Genomic DNA, 18,057 nt, shown 5'->3' on the forward strand with positions numbered 1-18,057 from the left:
GGAATGCTCATACAAAAAACAGTTTACCATAGGTCGATTATGTTGGGGCAGAGGTAATAAGGTACTGCTAGAAAAATAAGGCCAACATAATGTTGACCTTATTATCAATGAATACAGACTGTGTTAGTTAGGCTAAGAAGAGACTTCACGTAATCAATTATTATCCATATCACTCACACTGTCGTCATTTAGCGTAGTGCGGCGTGTTGGATTGGTATTTAGGGGATCGACGTTGGCTTCTCTTGCAGTCGAGCCAGTACTTGATTGGCTGGTCACGCGCTCAGCTGACGCTTCAGGTAGACCTAGGCCTACGCTAATACCATTACGTGCAGCAGCATTATTGGCGACTGGAGTATTGGCAGGCGTAGTATTTGTCCCTGCTAGTCTCAACTGGGCTGCATTACGAATCATTTGTGTCTTGGTTGCGCCATTATACTCGCCAGATGCGACTGATTTGTCAGTTGTGTTCGAACGACCAAGCTTGCCAAAGGTAATCTTATTGAGCCAAGTACGGTCACGTTTGGTGCTTAATTTCACACTACCGTTGCTGGTTAGCATCTCTGGGTAGTTGATCTGCAATAGCGTTTTGTACTCATTGGCCAAATCGGTTAGACCCAGTTTTTCATGGCTATATGCTAATACCGCAAGAGCATCTGGCGTTGACTCACTAAGTGGGTAATACTGGAATACCCATTTGGCACGGTTGACCGCTGCTACATAAGCTTCACGCTCGATATACCAATTGGCTGCGCTCATTTCGCTCTCAGCAAACTGATTGTAGATGAACGTCATACGCTGAGCGGCATCTGGTGCATACGGACTGTTTGGATATTTATTGATAAGCTCTTGAAAGTTAGCAAAGGCAATACGCAAATACGCAGTATCACGCTCAGCTTGGTTCAGTTTAAAGAGCTTTAGGCTTTCAGATGAACCTTCCATATTAGCAACGCCGCGCACATAGTAGGCGTAGCTGACTTGTGGGTTAGACGGATACAGACGGATAAACTGCTCAGCACTTGCTGCTGCCATCTCATACTTATCGCCTTCGTATTGTGCATACATCATGTCAAGCAAGGCTTGTTCAGCATACTGTCCGGTTGGGTAGAATGTACGCAGATTGGTCAGCTCTTCGATACCTTGGATATAGTGACCTTTGTCAATCTGATTGACGGCCTCGTTATAATACCCTTGCTCTGATTTTTCAGCTGTTTCTACTGCCTCACCATCTTTGGCGCCAGTTAGATTTTTAAAAGTCTGGCAACCCACTAGATTGACGCTAAGCGCCAGTAGGGTTATTGAGGACAGTTTGATAAACGTATTGCCAACAGCTTGCATACTTCTTCTCCGACACAAGGCGCATAATAGCAGCGGCGCTATCATGCTATATAAAAGGTTAGTGATAAAAAACGACGCTAAATAGTCAGCGATCCACCAGCAAAAATTTTTTATCGAATGCAGTTTTTGTTATGACGTATTGTACTGATAGATTGGGTCTGATACATAATGCTTGTATAGTAAGCCTGTGATAGACCACATGTATTTAGCCATAGTCAAACGGTTTAAATGGCAAACACGGTCAACAAACCCCAATGCCATTTTCAAACTGTATCTAAATACGGCATTCGCATACAGTGCCATAGCATACAGCAAAATATGGCTATACTTTATAGAATAACATTTGCTACGTCTATTTTTTCGCCATCTATATTGTATAGGCAGTTTAACATGAGCGGCTGTCACGAGCGATATCGAATGTCGCTAGCATGAGTAAATATACAGTAAATTACAGCAATGTCATGTTCTAGAGAGTTAAGCGAGGCATCTTACAGCCCGAAGGTATGCTCAAAAATTATCAGATAGCATGCAGCTTCTATAGGGCTTATGCGTGCGACATGATACACTAGAGCGGTATTGTCTCCGCTTTTTTGTACCTTGAAGGTTGTTATCTGCTATTTATAGGCAAAAAACAATAATCAAAAAACGACAATTTTTTATACTGCTATTTATAATACTATCTTCGAAGTCACCTCACAAAACACTGTCAGGGGCTTTGCCACGTATCAATGTATCAATCCGCTATGAATAATGATGCCATGACTACCAATTTATCACCGAATCAATCGCTAGATACTGATTCATCAGCACAAGAGTCACCAATGCCAAATGATGTTTTGAACAATAATGAGCTACCTGATAATCAATCAATGATGAGTGAGCAAGTGCATGATGATGCGCTTGATAATGAAGAGTTGCTCATCGATGATGGTAATGATCTGAACGATAGTGACATTGATGATAATGATATTGATGACAGCGATATGGATGGCGACGACGATGAAGCCCCAGTAGCGGGTCAAGCTGTACCAGTGATTGTAGATATGACGCATGTGGTCACAGAAGATCAAGCTGGTCTGCGTATTGACAAGGTTGCCTCCCAAGCGTTTTCAGACTTTTCGCGTGTACAATTACAGAACTGGATTACTGACGGCAGTCTACTCTATAACGGCAGTGTCCAAAAACCAAAAGTCCGTGTCAAAGCAGATGACGTATTGCATCTATCAACGACGTTACAGCAGCATGGCGAAGACCAACCAGAAAATATAGATATCGATGTTGTCTATGAAGATGATGACGTATTGGTAATCAACAAACCTGTCGGTATGGTGGTTCATCCGGGCGCAGGTAATCAAAACGGCACTTTGGTCAATGCACTGCTATATCATTATCCTCAGCAGCATCATTTACCGCGTGCAGGTCTTGTGCACCGTATTGATAAAGACACCTCTGGATTGCTATTGATTGGCAAAACCAAACCTGCTCAGATGGCACTAATGGAGCAGCTAAAAGACAAGTCTGTTTATCGTCACTATAAGTGTGTGGTAGCAGGGGACCAAGCAAGCCTATCTCGTCATCGTCGTATCGATGCACCGATTGGCCGACATCGCAATCAGCGTACTAAGATGACGGTGATGACCGCTGGTCGCGAAGCGGTAACGCATCTGCTAAATGTCACGCCATTGAACGAAAATTACTGTCTACTAGATGTCGGACTTGAGACTGGACGTACGCATCAAATTCGTGTGCATCTAAGTCACATTACTTATCCACTAGTCGGTGACCGTGTCTATGGTGGCCGTCGTCAGCTACGCTCTGGATTGACAGAAGCCCAGCGTCAAGCTATTAATAATTTCCCACGCCAAGCACTGCATGCCTATACGTTAGGATTCGTGCATCCGACGACAGGTGAGGATATTGAAGTGACGACGCCACTACCTGAAGACATGCAAAAACTGATGGCCGTACTAAGCGACGGTTATTATGAAGAGTAAACGCTAACGTTTACTAGATGAGAGGTGAGAGCGAGCAGCCATGACGAACACGTTCCCGATGACAATGATTGCGCAAATTGATAATGTGGCCGTTTTTCAGACGGCTGCTTTTGCATTTGATAATATTGATGACTCTGCTGCTAAAAACCAGCGTACAGGTTATGAAGGCCAGTCAAATTACGGCGATCTGAATCTAGGTTTGCATGTCAATGATAATGCACTGCAAGTATTAGATAACCGCATGAATCTATTGGCTGCTATCAATGAGCAGCTGACAGATAAGTCTGCACAAAACGAGCAGCATGCGGCTATTAATCGCTTGCATTGGGCCAGTCAGGTTCATGGCAAACACATACATGATGTCGATGCTACTACGTTGAATATGGCGCCAATGTCTGCTGATGCGATGGTCAGTCAACAAAGTGGTCGCGGTCTGGCAATCATGACGGCGGACTGTGTACCGATTGTCTTATATCAGCCCACCAGTGGCAAAATCGCAGCGATTCATGCAGGCTGGCAAGGATTGGCCTGCGGTGTGATACCAGAGACTGTTAACCGTTTTACTGAGTCAGGCCCTATACAAGCTTGGATAGGAGTGTGTATCAGTCAGGAAAACTATGAAGTAAATACAGACGTTCGCGATAAGCTATTGGCTGGGTGTATAGCCAATCAGACGTTGCCAGAGACGCATATCGATAACTTTGTGTCGCTATTTTCTATATCGTCTCATAATGACAAAATAAAGCTGGATTTACCGAAGCTTGCTGCCATGCAGTTAGAAGCTGCTGGTGCTACAGTTGTGAATGATTTGCCTGTTGACTGTAGCTACGCAGATACTCACTATTACTCGTATCGCCGCCAGACTCATATGCACCAGCCTGCAACGGGTCGGATGGCACTGGTCATCGTTCGTCGTTAGCAGCTTTATAGTCAGCGAACTACTAAACCGCTACGGTGTTACCCTCCCTAGATGTACTATATGTACAATCTACGGTCGGCTGCCTTGTAGCTGTTTTAGATTTCTTTGACTATATAATAATGAGTAGTGGCAAGGAAGTGATAAACAATAAAAAAACAGCAGATTATTCTGCTGTTTTTTATTTGAGTGCTACATTCGTATTAACATAAGGTCTGTATTAATATAAAATCTGTATTAACAAACGGAGTCGCTAGATTTTGGTACTGATAAGCCAAATAAAGGACGTAAATACAGTGCCAAGAACGTACCTGCCATTGCTAGTATGCCCCAGATATAACCATGTAAGCTAAAAGAGGCGATACCACCGAAGTAAGCGCCGATATTACAACCGAACGCGAGACGGGCGCCATATCCCATCATCAAGCCGCCAATGACCGATGCTGCAAAGTTACCAGCAGTAATCTTAGTAAACTTAAACAAGCCACCCGCAGCAGAGGCGATAAATGCGCCAATGATGATGCCGATATTCAATACAGTGGTTGAGTCAGCAAAGATAGAGGCCTCAAGCGCTGCTGCATTAGCACCTTGCCAATAGCCCCAGCTAGCCACATCCATACCAAAACCGCTTGCAATTTTAGAACCCCATAATGTAAATGCTGATGTAATGCCCCACGGTTGACCACGTGTAAGTAATGTCAGACCGTTAAGTAAAGCCAAGACGATTGCGGCAGCAAATAGCGGCCAAGAGCCACGAAAGACTCGTTTCCAACCAGACTCAGAAGGCACGGGAGCCATCTTCGGTGCGTTTCTTTTTTTCTCAACGACTAACGTCACCCATGCGATAATGCCGAATATAGCAAGCGATACCAGCCATGCCCCTGTATAGCCAAGACCTGTAGAGGTTGCCAAAGAGAAAGGCGCATAAGCGGGCATCTCTTCTGTCCAGAATGGCAAGTGATAAGCCCCAATCGTGGCACCCACTATGAAGAAAATAAAGGTGATGAACATAACAGAGCGTCCACCGCCTACCGCATAGAGCGTACCAGAGGCACAGCCGCCGCCAAGTTGCATGCCGATACCAAATACAAATGCGCCTACGACTAGACTGACCCCTAATGGCGCGACATAACCTGCGACAGGCCCGCCAAATAGCGTCGTGCCATAAGCAAGGATTGGCGCAAATAGCGTAACAGCAACTGCCAACATTAGCATATGAGAGCGCATCGCCTGACCGTTGCCCACTGCCATCATACGTCTAAAAGCAGAGGTAAAGCCAAAGCGGGCATGAAAAAGGGTATAGCCTAACAAAAGACCTATCCCAAGTAGCAATGATTGAGAGATATGTTGAGTGGCTAATAGATACGCGAGCACTATCAATCCTACGATGCCACCACCCATAATCAAGGATTTTTGCGGTGCATTTAAGGCCAGATCATCTCTGACGATAGGATCTTTTGTGTCGTTTACAGGTTGAACGAGAGTAGTCAAGGTAATAGCTTCCTTATCCGATGATGTTATCAGATATCATTTTTATAAGAATTTATATGAGTATAGTTACGCAGGTTTGCAGAATTGGAAACTGTATTTCTGTTAATTTGTTTAAGCAGTAAGAAGCGTTACATCATAATCCTATTGTCATTAATGTAAATACGGAGAGATTAGAAAAAGTAGAATTAGTATATGATGATATGGAATAAATGGACTGCTGTGTATATGACCTTATATTAATAGTTGTCTATAGTACTGATAATTATAGGTTTATCAGGTATCAGAAATTTGTTCGTGTCATATTGTCAGTTAATGCGACTTACCCATTTATATAAAATATATTAAAAGTATATGTGCCCTGATTAGTCAGACTTTAATAAATAACTTAAAAACAAAAATACGTCTGATACAATGGGCTTGAATTCAATGAAGTTCATCGCATATATACCGGTATGTATATGCTGCCGTATAGAGACTATGTAATTAAAGACAGTGTAATTAAAGACTATGCGATTGCTCCATCACCATTGATATTTCTGCCAGTTAAATTGACTCAAAGAAGCATTGCTTGATTCTGTTATATCGCCTGATAGTTCGAAAGTTTGAGCTATCGATAAGTACTTATCAGTGAAAATAAGGCCACTAGCTATCGACTGTGGCTAAGTATCCAATATTTTATAAGCTTCATTATTCAACCAATTATTTATTATTAGAGTACGTATGAATACACCTGCTAAATCGTCTAACACCTCTACATCTACTGATAACGCGCCTAATGTCTCAATCGCCGTTATTTTCCATAGTAATTATGGGCATACCAAGCGTGTCGCTGAGGCGATAGTACAAGGTGCGCATCAGCAATTGCCAGAAGCGCAAGCCAAGGCTGTCGATGTTTATGATGTTGATTGGGATTATTTAGATCAGGCAGACTTGCTGGTTTTTGGTAGTGCAGTGTATATGGGTAGCGTGACAGCTGAATTTAAGACCTTTATGGATGAGACATCTAAGCGTTGGTATCATCGCAAATGGGAGGGAAAGTGGGCAGCAGCGTTTGCCAATTCGGGCGGCCTGAGCGGTGATAAACTTGCAGTGCTACAGCAGATTTCTCTATATGCGATGCAACATGGTATGAACTGGATTGGTCTGCCATTGATGCCGACAGGTCATGAAGCTCACGACTTAAACCGTCTGTCTAGCTTTTTGGGCCTAATGACTCAGTCGCTTGATGGCCCACCTGAAGAGACACCAGGTTCGGGCGATATTGATACTGCTATTTGGTTTGGTGATCATCTGGCCAAAACGATTATTAAGCATCAACCAGCTGATGCTAAGCTATAAAAACAGCTAGAACCGACAGAGTAATCAAATAAAAAAGCAGACATTATCGATGTCTGCTTTTTTTGTGCCAATTTTTATTGAGCGATAATTGCTATTAAGCGCTAGGCTTTTTATTGAGCAACAAGCTTAGTAGGGGCAGGCTTCACAGGGATAGGACTGTCAACGAATTGAAACGATTGACAACCTCCTAACAGCATCGTTGCTATTAGCAAATAGGTAAAGGCAAATGACTTCATAGTAATATCTCAAAAACGATTTTAGCCCAACGATATGTCACGATTACTTATCATTAGAAGTCACAACAGTGAAGAGTCAGGCTTATTTGCAGACATTATATATAAAAATCAGCTGTTCATAGCAGTTTAAAGGCGATATATGTATTCGATATTGTTTTTACGCAGACTATCTCGCTATTTAGAGTATGGCTTATCTAATACTTCGTTTGATTTGTCATGTATAAAATTAAAGCTATTTATAAAAATAACGTCTGGTATTAAGTAGCTGAGCAATCAATAAAGTCTACAAAACGTGTAAGTATTTCCTTAGATTGAAGTTATTCGCCAAATATTTACCAACTATTCGATAGTATCTATAGGCATTTTAACGGGTTGTGTTATAAATAAGAATAGTGATAATATGTTGAAAGCTGACCAAATAGTCAAGTATCCTACAGTACGAGTTTTCTAACAAAATTGTTCGATGAATGCTGATATTTACAACCAGCTTACTTGATATAAAAAAGTGCGTTGTGCTGATTTTTTCTATCTCTTAAGAATGTATTAGCAAACAAAACAGCGAATACTTTAAAAGTTATAAAACAGAATAACCGTACTTAAACGGTTGCAGCATGATGCAAACCAAGTGCTTACTTTCAGCATTTAAGCTGTCAAATTCCTTAAGCCTTATGCTTATCTTCATTATTTTATTTTAGCCGAGTCTTGCTATGATTAGTTTTTACTTAAATGGGAAACGCCACGAGCTAACCCAGCTTAACCCTAATACGACGGTGCTTGAGTATCTACGATTGCATGAAGGCCAAACGGATACGAAGGAAGGCTGTGGTAGTGGTGATTGCGGTGCCTGTACCGTGATGGTTCAGCGCCTGCCTAATGCTAGCCAGCCAGCGCTTAATGATGAAAATGGCGACGAAAAAAATGCTACGCTACCGTTCTATACGATTAACTCTTGCATTACGCTAGTGTCGCTCATGGATGGTCATCATCTGATGACGGCTTCTTATTTGGCAGATAATCCAGAACATCATCCAGAACGTGCTCTGCTGCATCCAGCGCAGCAAGCCATGGTTGAATGTCACGGATCACAGTGCGGTTTTTGTACGCCTGGGTTTGTGATGTCACTGGCTTGCGTTTACGAAAACAATCGTATGCAGACAAGTCAAGAGACAGCAAGTCAGAACGATGCCAAGCAATTAAGCTATGATGAAGTGGTTGCATCAATATCTGGCAACCTATGTCGCTGCACAGGCTACAGGCCAATTATCGAGGCTGGTCTACTTATGAGCGATATTGGTCAGCAGAGAGAGGCGGAGCAGTCAGCAGTGAAAGACCTGACTATCAGTCTCGCGACAAATGCGATGAGAAGTACAAAGGAATCAGCAGTAGTCCTTGAAAATGTGCCAGCCGAACAAAAAAATCAAGAGCCACATGGTATTGCCCCTGCAATCAGTGATGCTGGGCGACGATTATATATGCCCAAGTCACTAGATGAGCTTAATCAAGTATTAGCGGCCTATCCACAGGCAACGATTTGGGCAGGTGGTACGGACTTGGGATTGAGTGTAACCCAGCATTTGGTTGATCACGAGGTCATTATCCAGCTTTCAGCTATCGAGGCATTAAAGTCATGGTCATTATTTGACGCAAAGTCTGACCCAAGCGAAGGTTCAGATAACGAGCAAGCTTCTAGCCAATCTCTAGTACTAGGTGCTGGCATGAGCTATCAGCAGATGTTGCCTGTGCTTGAGCAGTATTTTTCAAGTTTCGCGCAAGTATTTGAGCGTATTGCTTCTCCGCAAATCCGTAATATGGGTACCATCGGCGGCAATATAGCTAACGCGTCGCCGATTGGGGATTTACCACCGATTTTATTGGCGTTAGATGCGTCAATTCATCTGCGTCATTGCGCGCCCAATCGTGAAGAGTCAGGCAATGATTTAGGTAATAGTGATTCGGTTTATACGGATGAGATCATACCTTTATCAGAATTTTTCTTAGATTATAAAAAGACCAAACTGCAAGCAGGCAGTTACGTAGTCGCTATCCATATTCCTCTGATGCATGACAATCAGCACTTATTTATTCATAAAATTAGCAAACGTTATGAGGATGATATTTCAGCGTGTCTATTGGCTGCGCGAATCGATGTATCAGCAGATGGCATGACGATAGAGAATGCAAAGCTTGGACTTGGTGGCATGGCTGCCATACCGTTATTAGCCACAACCTGTCAGCAAGCGCTCATTGGGCAAGCGGCTGAAATTGCAAGTTTTGAGCAAGCAGCACAAGTCTTGTCTGCAGACGTTACGCCTATGACCGATGTCAGAGCCAGCCGTGAATATCGCTCACATGTGGTACAGCGTCTACTGGTGAAGTGCGGTAAGCAATTGGTAGCAGGTAGACAGACCGAGACCGCTTAACTAGCAGAGTTGTTGTTTGCTAATACCGCCTTATCGTTATATTTGCCAAGAACAAAAGAGCATTAATAAAAGCGTCCTAATAGAAGAGATCCGCCATGAGCCATCATTCGTCCTTATTTGACAGTTATAGTATCCGCCGCGTGCGTCCGCCAAAAAACAAAATTGGCACCTCGGCGAAGCATGATAGTGCGATTAGCCATGTCATGGGAACGGCGACTTATGTGGATGATATTGCAAAACCGCAGGGCACGCTACATCTGGCAGTAGGTAAAAGCAGCCACGCTCATGCACGTGTATTGAGTATGGATTTGAGCGCTGTTAGAAATGCGGATGGGGTTATAGATATCTTAAGCTTTAAAGATTTACCGGCGCAGACGGATATCGGTGCGGTGTTCGACGGTGAGCCACTGATGGTGGATGACATCACAGAGTATGTGGGTCAGACGCTATTCGTGGTGGTGGCTACCAGTCATCGTGCTGCCAAAAAAGCTGCGACCAAGGCAGTGGTAGAATATGAGCCATTGCCAGCGGTACTTAGTATAGATAAAGCACTAGAGCAAGAGTTCTTTGTACGTCCGAGTCACTTTATGAAGCGTGGTGACGCGGCGACTGCGCTTGAGAACTCGCCGATTCGCATTGAAGGTCATATTCATATGCGTGGGCAAGAGCACTTTTATCTCGAAGGCCAAGTGTCTTATGTGGTGCCTTGTGACGATGGCGGGCTAGAAGTTTATACGTCTTCACAGCATCCAAGCGAAGTACAGCAGCTCGTCGCCGAAGTGACAGATCTGCCATTTCATGCGGTAAACACAGTCGTGCGCCGTATGGGTGGCGGGTTTGGCGGGAAAGAAACGCAAGCCGCTGCTTGGGCATGTTTATGCGGTATCATCGCCAAACGCCATAATGTCCCTGTCAGTATGCGTCTAGATCGTCAAGATGACATGGTGGTGACGGGTAAGCGCCATGAGTTTGCCAATCGTTACGAAGTCGGCTTAGACGAGTCTGGTCGTATATTGGGCGTCGATATGCAATTGGCTGGCTTGTGTGGCTATGCGCCAGATTTGTCTGATGCCATCGTTGATAGAGCGATGTTCCACTGTGATAATGCCTATTATTATCCAGCTGCTCATGTGGCAGGGCATCGCTGCAAAACGCATACCGTATCCAATACTGCCTATCGAGGGTTTGGTGGTCCGCAAGGTCTGATGACTGCTGAGTATATGATGGACCATATTGCTTATACCTTGGGTCAAGATCCATTACAAGTGCGTTTGGCAAACTTATATCAAGATGGTCAAAGTACGCATTACGGTCAGACCATTGAGCATTTCGATTTGGCGACCATCATGACCAAGTTGGCAGACGATTGCGATTATGACAACCGCCGTCAGCAAATCCTAGAAGCCAATCAAAAAGCTGCCGCTGAAGGCAGTGACAAACGTTTGGGTCTTGCTCTAACGCCAGTAAAATTCGGTATTTCATTTACGGTGCAGACGCTCAATCAGGCAGGCGCATTGGTACACATTTATACTGATGGTAGTATCCACCTCAATCACGGCGGTACGGAGATGGGGCAAGGGCTATATATTAAAATCGCTCAAATTGTTGCCAATGAATTTGACGTTGATCTGGATACAGTTAAAGTATCAGCGACGCGTACCGACAAAGTACCTAATACCTCACCAACTGCCGCGTCATCAGGTACAGACATTAATGGCAAGGCAGCGCAAAATGCTTGTCTAAGTATCAAAGCGCGCATACTTGAATTTGCCGCTGAGCATTTCGACGTAGCGCAAGAAGACATACGCTTTGAAAAAAATCATGTCTATATCGGTGATAAAGAAACACTGACTTTTGCTGAGATGATTCAACTGTCGTATCAGAACCGTATTAGTCTGTCGTCTACTGGCTATTATAAAACGCCTAAGATATTTTATGATCGCTCTAAGGCATGGGGTCGTCCGTTCTTCTACTTTGCCTTGGGTGCTGCCTGTGCTGAGGTTGAGATTGATACCTTGACGGGCGAGTACAAGGTACTACGCTGTGATGTGCTGCATGACGCGGGACAATCGATCAACCCTGCCATTGATATTGGTCAGATTGAAGGTGGCTTTGTGCAAGGTATGGGTTGGCTCACAGCGGAAGAGCTAATCTGGAATGATAAAGGAAAGCTGGCATCTGATAGTCCTGCTAATTATAAAATTCCAACCGCGCATGACTTACCTAAGCAGTGGAATGTCAAATTGTACGATCGCAAAAACGAAGAACAAACGATTTATAACTCTAAAGCCGTTGGCGAGCCGCCGTTTATGTTGGCAGCCAGTGTTTGGTGTGCCCTTAATAATGCAGTGGCTAGTCTCGGGGAGTATAAGAAGAATCCAGAACTGACCATGCCTGCGACGCCAGAAGCGGTATTAAAAGCAGTGATGCGTATGCAAGGCACATCGTGGGATTTAACAACTGAAGCCGATACAGATACGGTTGATAGTTTAGTAAAAGGCGCAGCAGAGAACAGTGACCTTTACAACGAAAAAGCAATGCCACAAGACGTACGTCACGCTAAAGACATCGAGCCAAAAGAAGTTAAAGGGAAACAAACTGATGACCAGCCTAATGCGATAGAGCATCCAAATGTAGCAGGGGCAAGAGGTCCTGCACACAGTGAATGAGTCGCTAGCACCGCCAGTCGTTTGGTATGAAGGTCTAGCGCGATATCAGCAGCGCGGCATCGCTCACGTGTTGGCGACGGTCGTGGCCGTAAATGGATCTGCTCCTCGAGCGCTACAGGCAAAGATGATCGTCGCGCAGGACAGTATCGTAGATACGCTAGGCGGCGGCGGTCTAGAACATGACGTTATCAATACTGCACGGCAGCTATTAAATGGTGAAATAGCAGCAACGGTATCAAAAGAAGTAAAACCAAAAGTCGCTGAAACTGACGGTGAAAGCGCATCAGTACCTTCTAAAGGGGTACGCCGTGATGCTGTCTATACTAAGCACTACCCGCTAGGTGCGAAATTGGCACAGTGTTGCGGCGGTAGCGTCACCGTTATGTTCGAATGCTTCAATGTAACGCCGCCGATGTCAGTACTAGTGTTTGGTGCAGGGCATGTGGCATCAGCGCTAATGACCATCCTCGCTGAGCTACCTTGTCAGGTAGATTGGGTGGACAGTCGCCCAGAGATGTTTAAGCGTTACTTAGTTGATGAATCTACTACTAATCCATCCAAACTTTATAACCTACCAGCGCATATCCGTCCGCATATCGATGATGAGCCTGTAGATTTTGTGCGCCCATTTATCGAGCAGGGTGGCCAGCGTTTTATTCTGGTTATGACTCATGACCATAGTGTTGATTTTGAGTTAGTGCGGGCGGCATTAGATACTATTTATGATACTAGCTCGTCTGAGGATCAATGTTCAGATATTTCAGCACCTTACATAGGCTGCATTGCCTCGGCAACCAAAGCCAAGCGTTTTAGAGATCGCTTGATGCAGCGTGGCTACAGTGAGCAACTGGTCAATCAGTTGGTCATGCCAATCGGATTGCAAGTTGGTGGGAAAGAGCCGATGGCGGTGGCGGTCTCTATCGTGGCACAGCTCCTACAACAGTATCATCAGGCTACTCCTTGAACGGCTCACTCCATATAACTTTTATACTTTTTATCAAATTATTAAAGCGCTCAGTACTATTTATCAAAACGCTCAGGACTACCCAGCCATTGTGAGATCTACGAATGACCCTACATATCTATCAAGCTCAACTGCTGCACTACTTGACCGAAAGCGATCGTATTGAGCGTACAACCTCTGATCATTCACAGACATTAGCTGTGGAACGAGACATTACGTTGCTACCAGTGATTGAAGGTGTACAGGTTTATCCTGAATATATCGCTGATGGTGCGCTTGTCGTAGATGATGTGACAGGGTGCATTGTAGAGTATGGGCATAACGAGACAATATTAGCGAAATATAATAATATCTCTGAGCAAGTAGGCCAGTTAGTAGTCAAAGTACATGATTATCGCGACAAACTTATCATGCCAGGCTTTATCGATACTCATGTGCATTATCCGCAAGTAGATATGATTGCTGCTTACGGTGAGCAATTACTTGATTGGCTTAATAATTATACTTTCGTCACTGAGGCCAATTTTGGCGATCCAAAAGTAGCGCATGATACGGCACAGTTCTTCTTAAACCAGCTGCTGGCAAATGGTACGACGAGCGCCATGGTGTTTTCTACCAGCCACCCTGAATCAGTGAACGCATTTTTTACGGAAAGTCACAAGCTCAATACTCGTATGATCACGGGTAATGTCTTGATGGACCAAAATGCGCCTGATAATTTGTGTGTACCTGCTGAGCAAGGTATTCGAGACACCCAAAACATCATTGATAATTGGCATGAGCGTGGTCGTCAGCATGTAGCGATTACCCCGCGCTTTGCTATTACTTCGACACCCAAGCAACTACAAATGGCAGGTGAGCTGTATGCCAGTTACGAGAGTGTTTATCTGCAGACGCATCTAGCAGAAAACCGTGATGAAATTGCCTTTGTGAAACAACTGTATCCCACTCATAAAGGCTATCTAGATGTCTACGACGATATGGGATTACTGGGTCGACGCACCACCTTGGCACATGGTATTCACCTTGAAATATCTGAGTATGAGCGCTTACGCGATACTGGCACACAAATATCACACTGTCCGACGTCCAACCTGTTTCTGGGTAGTGGATTGTTCGATTTACCCAAGACGTTAAGTTATACTGGTGTCAGTATCGCCACTGACGTTGGAGCAGGGACAAGTCTGTCGATGCTGACGACTCTGTCAGAAGCGTATAAAATCCAACAACTACAAAGCAATCAACTATCCGCTCATCAAGGGCTGTACCAAATTACGTTGGGTAATGCCCAGTCGCTATTATTGGACAATAAAATCGGTAACTTTATGCCAAATAAAGAAGCGGATTTTGTGGTTATCGATATGGGTGCAACGGAATTGCTTGAGCGACGTATGGCGCAGACCAAGACACTGGAAGAACAATTGTTTGTACTAATGATGCTAGGCGATGATAGAGTAATTGATCAGACAGTCATCGCCGGCGTAAGTCGCTATCGTAAATCAACTTTATAGGCGTAAACAAACGCTGTACCTAAATCAGGAACAAGTGAAACTGCTTTCAGATATAAAAAATAAACTCTTGTTCCTATATAGTTGGAACAAGGGTTTATTACTGCCAAGAAAGTTTCTATTAGACATTAAAAATGGAATTTTACCAATGCACTAGGAGAGTTTTGATTTACGCCATCAACACCGTATTTATTTTTCCAATAGCTATACTCCATACCGACTTCTAAACGGTTATCAATACCGAGCACTTCTTGTAAGTTGTATTTAATTTGCGGATTGATATGAATATTATCTTCAATGTCATCATTATTGAATGAATAATCAATAAAGCCATCTACGACGAAATTATTGCGCTCCCAACCATAGGTTAAGGTAATTTGCTGATCATCGTCAGTATTGTCATTGAAAGCATGATATAGAGTAGCCGACGCAAACTTCATTCCTGGAATAGGTACATTGAGATCTGCACCAATACCAACCAGATAATTATCTTGGTCAAAGCCAGTGCTGTTCGAACCAAATTCATAAGTAGCGGCTAAATTAACCTGCTTGATAAAACTGTCATTAAAAGTTGCTATTTTGAATGTAGGAGACAGCTCGCCATAAGTTTCTCTAAATCTATTGTTTTCAATGTCATCGGCACCTTGGTTTCGATCGACAAAGAAGAACACGCCGCCCCAGTCATGCGCAGAAGCATGCTCTAATGTGACGGTCGTCAGCTCTCCATCTTCTACGAGTTCATAATCATTACCGTAAAGTACGGAGACACTCGTATCAGTAAAGAAGGTTTTAGCATGGATGCTAGACATGCTACCTAAAGCAGCGATAGCAACAGCTGCCATCGACAAAGGTTTGAGTAAAGCTAGCTTTTGGCTAGATGATTTGGTATGACAGGATAAGCTCGTTAATAAATCAAAACGCAAAATATGACCCCTTTATGTACAATTGATTGTTGATTGCCCCAAAACTGCATCGTTATTATTTGCTAGTAAACAAACTATTAATCCAATGCTCGTTAGACAGCGGTTGGTTGATAGCGCTTAGATGCTTACTACTAAAGAGCATTCAATAACCGTGCCACAAATGCCCTAGAAGGCTGTCATCTACAGAGTCGTCTAACTTTTAGTCTTATTAGCCATTAATAAGGGTAGAAATAAGCAAAATAGTTCTTAACTATTCTCAAATGAGAGAGCCAATTTCCGTACATTTGGATATATATGACAAACAATGTTTTTCGAAGAATCAGATGCGCCATAAAAGCACCAAAATGGATATCCATGTGCCCCAAGTTGGGTCGTCTGACGGGTCTTAATCAATTGATAGGCATATGATTTAATAACTCAATGAACATAAAAAAGCCAGCTAATAGAAATTAGCTGGCGTTAAGTTTGTACTTGTTGGATGCGACTATTTTTTATTCAATTAACTGCATTCGTTTTCTAACTCAATAAACACATGCCAATCCGTGATATCAATCTCATGACAGTTATTACCCTCGCCATTGATACGATCAATAACTAAGAAATCACTGTCACGCCCAAGCGCGAGTAGTGGGTGATGCCAGACATTAGCATCGTACTGTACACCTTGGTGAGATTTCGCATAAAACACTGTTAGGTCATCAGGCGACTGCGGCGGCACACCAGCTTTAGCGACCACGACGATATAGTCTTGGCCTTCCATAGATACAAACGCCTGTGTTCCAAGCGGATGGTATTCCATGACTGAGAGTGCAATCGGGTTCTCACGTTTTTTGGCTCGAAAGATACTCATGCCAACTGCACCACCGTCTAATTTACTTTCGGCAAGTGCATGATGACGAACCGCATAGCCATTATTGATCTCATAAGTATTGTCAGCCGTTTGCTCATTATCACTATAGCGCTCGATAACCGAGCCGTAAGGGGCAAAGTTTGCCTTGGTTAAAGGCTTAGCTGTTAAAGTTACACTCATTATTTAGCCTCTTTACTATCAACATCAGTACCAGTGTCAATATTAGCCTTAGCAATTTTGCCATACACGCGTACACGGCTGATACCACCATCTGGGAAGATATTGACCCGAATATGAGTGATGGGTTTATCAAGTTGAAGCTTGTCTTTACCAAAGTGATGAATGTCATCCGCATTGGTTTTTTGTGGTTCAAGTAGGGTTTCCCAAAACATACTCTGAGTCACTAAAGTTTGCTCTGGTGTATTTGGAGAGTAGACGGCTTGGATCGAGACTTTATCAGGGTAATTGCCTTTAAAGTGGGCAGTATCTATCTCGATGGAATCAACGATACCTGCTTGACCTAGTGCGATGATGCACCAGTCATTGCCTGGCTCACGGCGACGACGAGTCTCCCAACCATCACCCATGTTAGGCGCTTTAGTTGGTAGTAGTAAATTACTAGCCGCACCAAAGTGCGCATCGTTACTGGCAATGGCACGACCACCATTTAATGCGCCCGCTAAGTCAAGTGTCTCATCTTGTGTATTTAGGCTCGCATCAAGTTGAATATCACCATAGACACGTAGTCGGGCAACGCCGCCATCTGGATAAATGTTTAAACGAATATGGGTGACCGTTTGCTCATGATCAATCTCGACAAGCTCATGATTGTGACCTTGAAGCGGGGTCATACCCACTAGTGCCTGCCAATTTTTATTGTCCCAATCTTCTTTGCTTAGACTAGTAAGTTCAGCTTCATCTTGCTGCAGTAGCTCGGGCGCGTATAAAGCATCGACGCTAGCTGAAGAGGGGAAGTTACCCGTGAAGTGACTGGTATCAATATCGAGACCAGAAATTTTGGTTGGGCGCGCAAGCTGGATAACTAAATAATCGTAACCCAAGTGGCGCTTGCGACGAGTTTCCCAGCCGTCCATCCACTTACCGTTGTCATCGAACTTACCCACGACAAATATAGGTGCATCAGGATTTAGAATACGGCTTTTATCCGCAAAGAAGTCATCGGTAGCGAATAGTGATTTTGCACCCAAGCGACTGTCAGCGACGTTTGATTTCTTGGTAAACGCTGGCAGGGTATCAGGTAGATTGTTTGCGGAAATAATTTGTCCAACTTCTGAAGTGTTTTGACTCACAATGATTCCTTTTTTAATAATGGTGTTTATTAATAACGTATGTATTATTTTATATATTAATCTATGCTAATTCGCACTCGCTCAGCTAAGCAGAACGGATACT

Annotated in this window: 12 protein-coding genes; 7 read left to right on the forward strand and 5 right to left on the reverse strand. The window is 43.7% G+C overall.

Annotation, left to right across the window (positions count from 1 at the left end; genetic code table 11):
- Positions 1-153 precede the first annotated feature (153 nt).
- The gene (locus B2863_RS03900; protein ID WP_057759574.1) at positions 154-1,335 is read right to left on the reverse strand and encodes an outer membrane protein assembly factor BamD; all 1,182 of its coding nucleotides are present in this window, start codon (positions 1,333-1,335) and stop codon (positions 154-156) included.
- Positions 1,336-2,093: 758 nt separating this feature from the next.
- Here B2863_RS03900 and B2863_RS03905 point away from each other — a divergent pair.
- Positions 2,094-3,329 carry an RluA family pseudouridine synthase gene (locus B2863_RS03905; protein ID WP_296207648.1) on the forward strand — a complete coding sequence of 412 codons (1,236 nt, stop codon included), beginning with the start codon at positions 2,094-2,096 and terminating at the stop codon, positions 3,327-3,329.
- 40 nt (positions 3,330-3,369) lie between these two features.
- Entirely contained in the window at positions 3,370-4,248 is an 879-nt protein-coding gene (locus tag B2863_RS03910; protein ID WP_296207651.1) for a polyphenol oxidase family protein, read from the forward strand.
- 234 nt (positions 4,249-4,482) lie between these two features.
- On the opposite strand, the gene B2863_RS03915 is transcribed toward B2863_RS03910, so the two are convergent.
- Positions 4,483-5,736 (reverse strand): YeeE/YedE family protein, encoded by a 1,254-nt coding sequence (locus tag B2863_RS03915; protein WP_296207653.1) that lies wholly within the window; start codon positions 5,734-5,736, stop codon positions 4,483-4,485.
- Positions 5,737-6,456: 720 nt separating this feature from the next.
- Here B2863_RS03915 and B2863_RS03920 point away from each other — a divergent pair.
- The 5 genes from B2863_RS03920 to guaD all read left to right on the forward strand — a co-directional run bounded on the left by B2863_RS03920 (position 6,457) and on the right by guaD (position 14,874).
- Positions 6,457-7,074, forward strand: a complete 618-nt coding sequence (locus tag B2863_RS03920; RefSeq protein ID WP_102092149.1) for a flavodoxin family protein — start codon at positions 6,457-6,459, stop codon at positions 7,072-7,074.
- A 943-nt stretch (positions 7,075-8,017) separates the two neighbouring features.
- The gene (locus B2863_RS03925) at positions 8,018-9,730 is read left to right on the forward strand and encodes a xanthine dehydrogenase small subunit (RefSeq protein WP_296207655.1); all 1,713 of its coding nucleotides are present in this window, start codon (positions 8,018-8,020) and stop codon (positions 9,728-9,730) included.
- A gap of 95 nt (positions 9,731-9,825) precedes the next feature.
- Positions 9,826-12,399, forward strand: a complete 2,574-nt coding sequence (gene xdhB, locus B2863_RS03930; protein WP_296207657.1) for a xanthine dehydrogenase molybdopterin binding subunit — start codon at positions 9,826-9,828, stop codon at positions 12,397-12,399.
- The gene (locus tag B2863_RS03935; protein WP_296207658.1) at positions 12,392-13,363 is read left to right on the forward strand and encodes an XdhC family protein; all 972 of its coding nucleotides are present in this window, start codon (positions 12,392-12,394) and stop codon (positions 13,361-13,363) included. Before xdhB ends, B2863_RS03935 begins: the two co-directional genes overlap by 8 nt.
- Positions 13,364-13,467: 104 nt before the next feature.
- Positions 13,468-14,874: a guanine deaminase gene (gene guaD / locus B2863_RS03940; protein WP_296207660.1), complete on the forward strand. Its 1,407-nt coding sequence runs from the start codon at positions 13,468-13,470 to the stop codon at positions 14,872-14,874.
- Positions 14,875-14,999: 125 nt separating this feature from the next.
- On the opposite strand, the gene B2863_RS03945 is transcribed toward guaD, so the two are convergent.
- The 3 genes from B2863_RS03945 to alc all read right to left on the reverse strand — a co-directional run bounded on the left by B2863_RS03945 (position 15,000) and on the right by alc (position 17,954).
- Positions 15,000-15,794: a DUF5020 family protein gene (locus B2863_RS03945; protein ID WP_296207662.1), complete on the reverse strand. Its 795-nt coding sequence runs from the start codon at positions 15,792-15,794 to the stop codon at positions 15,000-15,002.
- Positions 15,795-16,293: 499 nt separating this feature from the next.
- Positions 16,294-16,824: an ureidoglycolate lyase gene (locus B2863_RS03950; protein WP_296207664.1), complete on the reverse strand. Its 531-nt coding sequence runs from the start codon at positions 16,822-16,824 to the stop codon at positions 16,294-16,296.
- Positions 16,824-17,954 (reverse strand): allantoicase, encoded by a 1,131-nt coding sequence (gene alc / locus B2863_RS03955; RefSeq protein WP_414706880.1) that lies wholly within the window; start codon positions 17,952-17,954, stop codon positions 16,824-16,826. The genes B2863_RS03950 and alc overlap by 1 nt, the downstream gene beginning before the upstream one ends.
- Positions 17,955-18,057: the final 103 nt, after the last annotated feature.

Source organism: Psychrobacter sp. UBA3480 (assembly GCF_002377945.1).
Taxonomy (GTDB): Bacteria; Pseudomonadota; Gammaproteobacteria; order Pseudomonadales; family Moraxellaceae; genus Psychrobacter.

Coding starts and splice junctions, on each gene's coding strand:
- B2863_RS03925 (WP_296207655.1), top strand. CDS start 8,018: ATGATTAGTTTTTACTTAAATGGGAAACGCCACGAGCTAACCCAGCTT.
- xdhB (WP_296207657.1), top strand. CDS start 9,826: ATGAGCCATCATTCGTCCTTATTTGACAGTTATAGTATCCGCCGCGTG.
- B2863_RS03900 (WP_057759574.1), bottom strand. CDS start 1,335: ATGCAAGCTGTTGGCAATACGTTTATCAAACTGTCCTCAATAACCCTA.
- guaD (WP_296207660.1), top strand. CDS start 13,468: ATGACCCTACATATCTATCAAGCTCAACTGCTGCACTACTTGACCGAA.
- B2863_RS03910 (WP_296207651.1), top strand. CDS start 3,370: ATGACGAACACGTTCCCGATGACAATGATTGCGCAAATTGATAATGTG.
- B2863_RS03920 (WP_102092149.1), top strand. CDS start 6,457: ATGAATACACCTGCTAAATCGTCTAACACCTCTACATCTACTGATAAC.
- B2863_RS03905 (WP_296207648.1), top strand. CDS start 2,094: ATGACTACCAATTTATCACCGAATCAATCGCTAGATACTGATTCATCA.
- B2863_RS03950 (WP_296207664.1), bottom strand. CDS start 16,824: ATGAGTGTAACTTTAACAGCTAAGCCTTTAACCAAGGCAAACTTTGCC.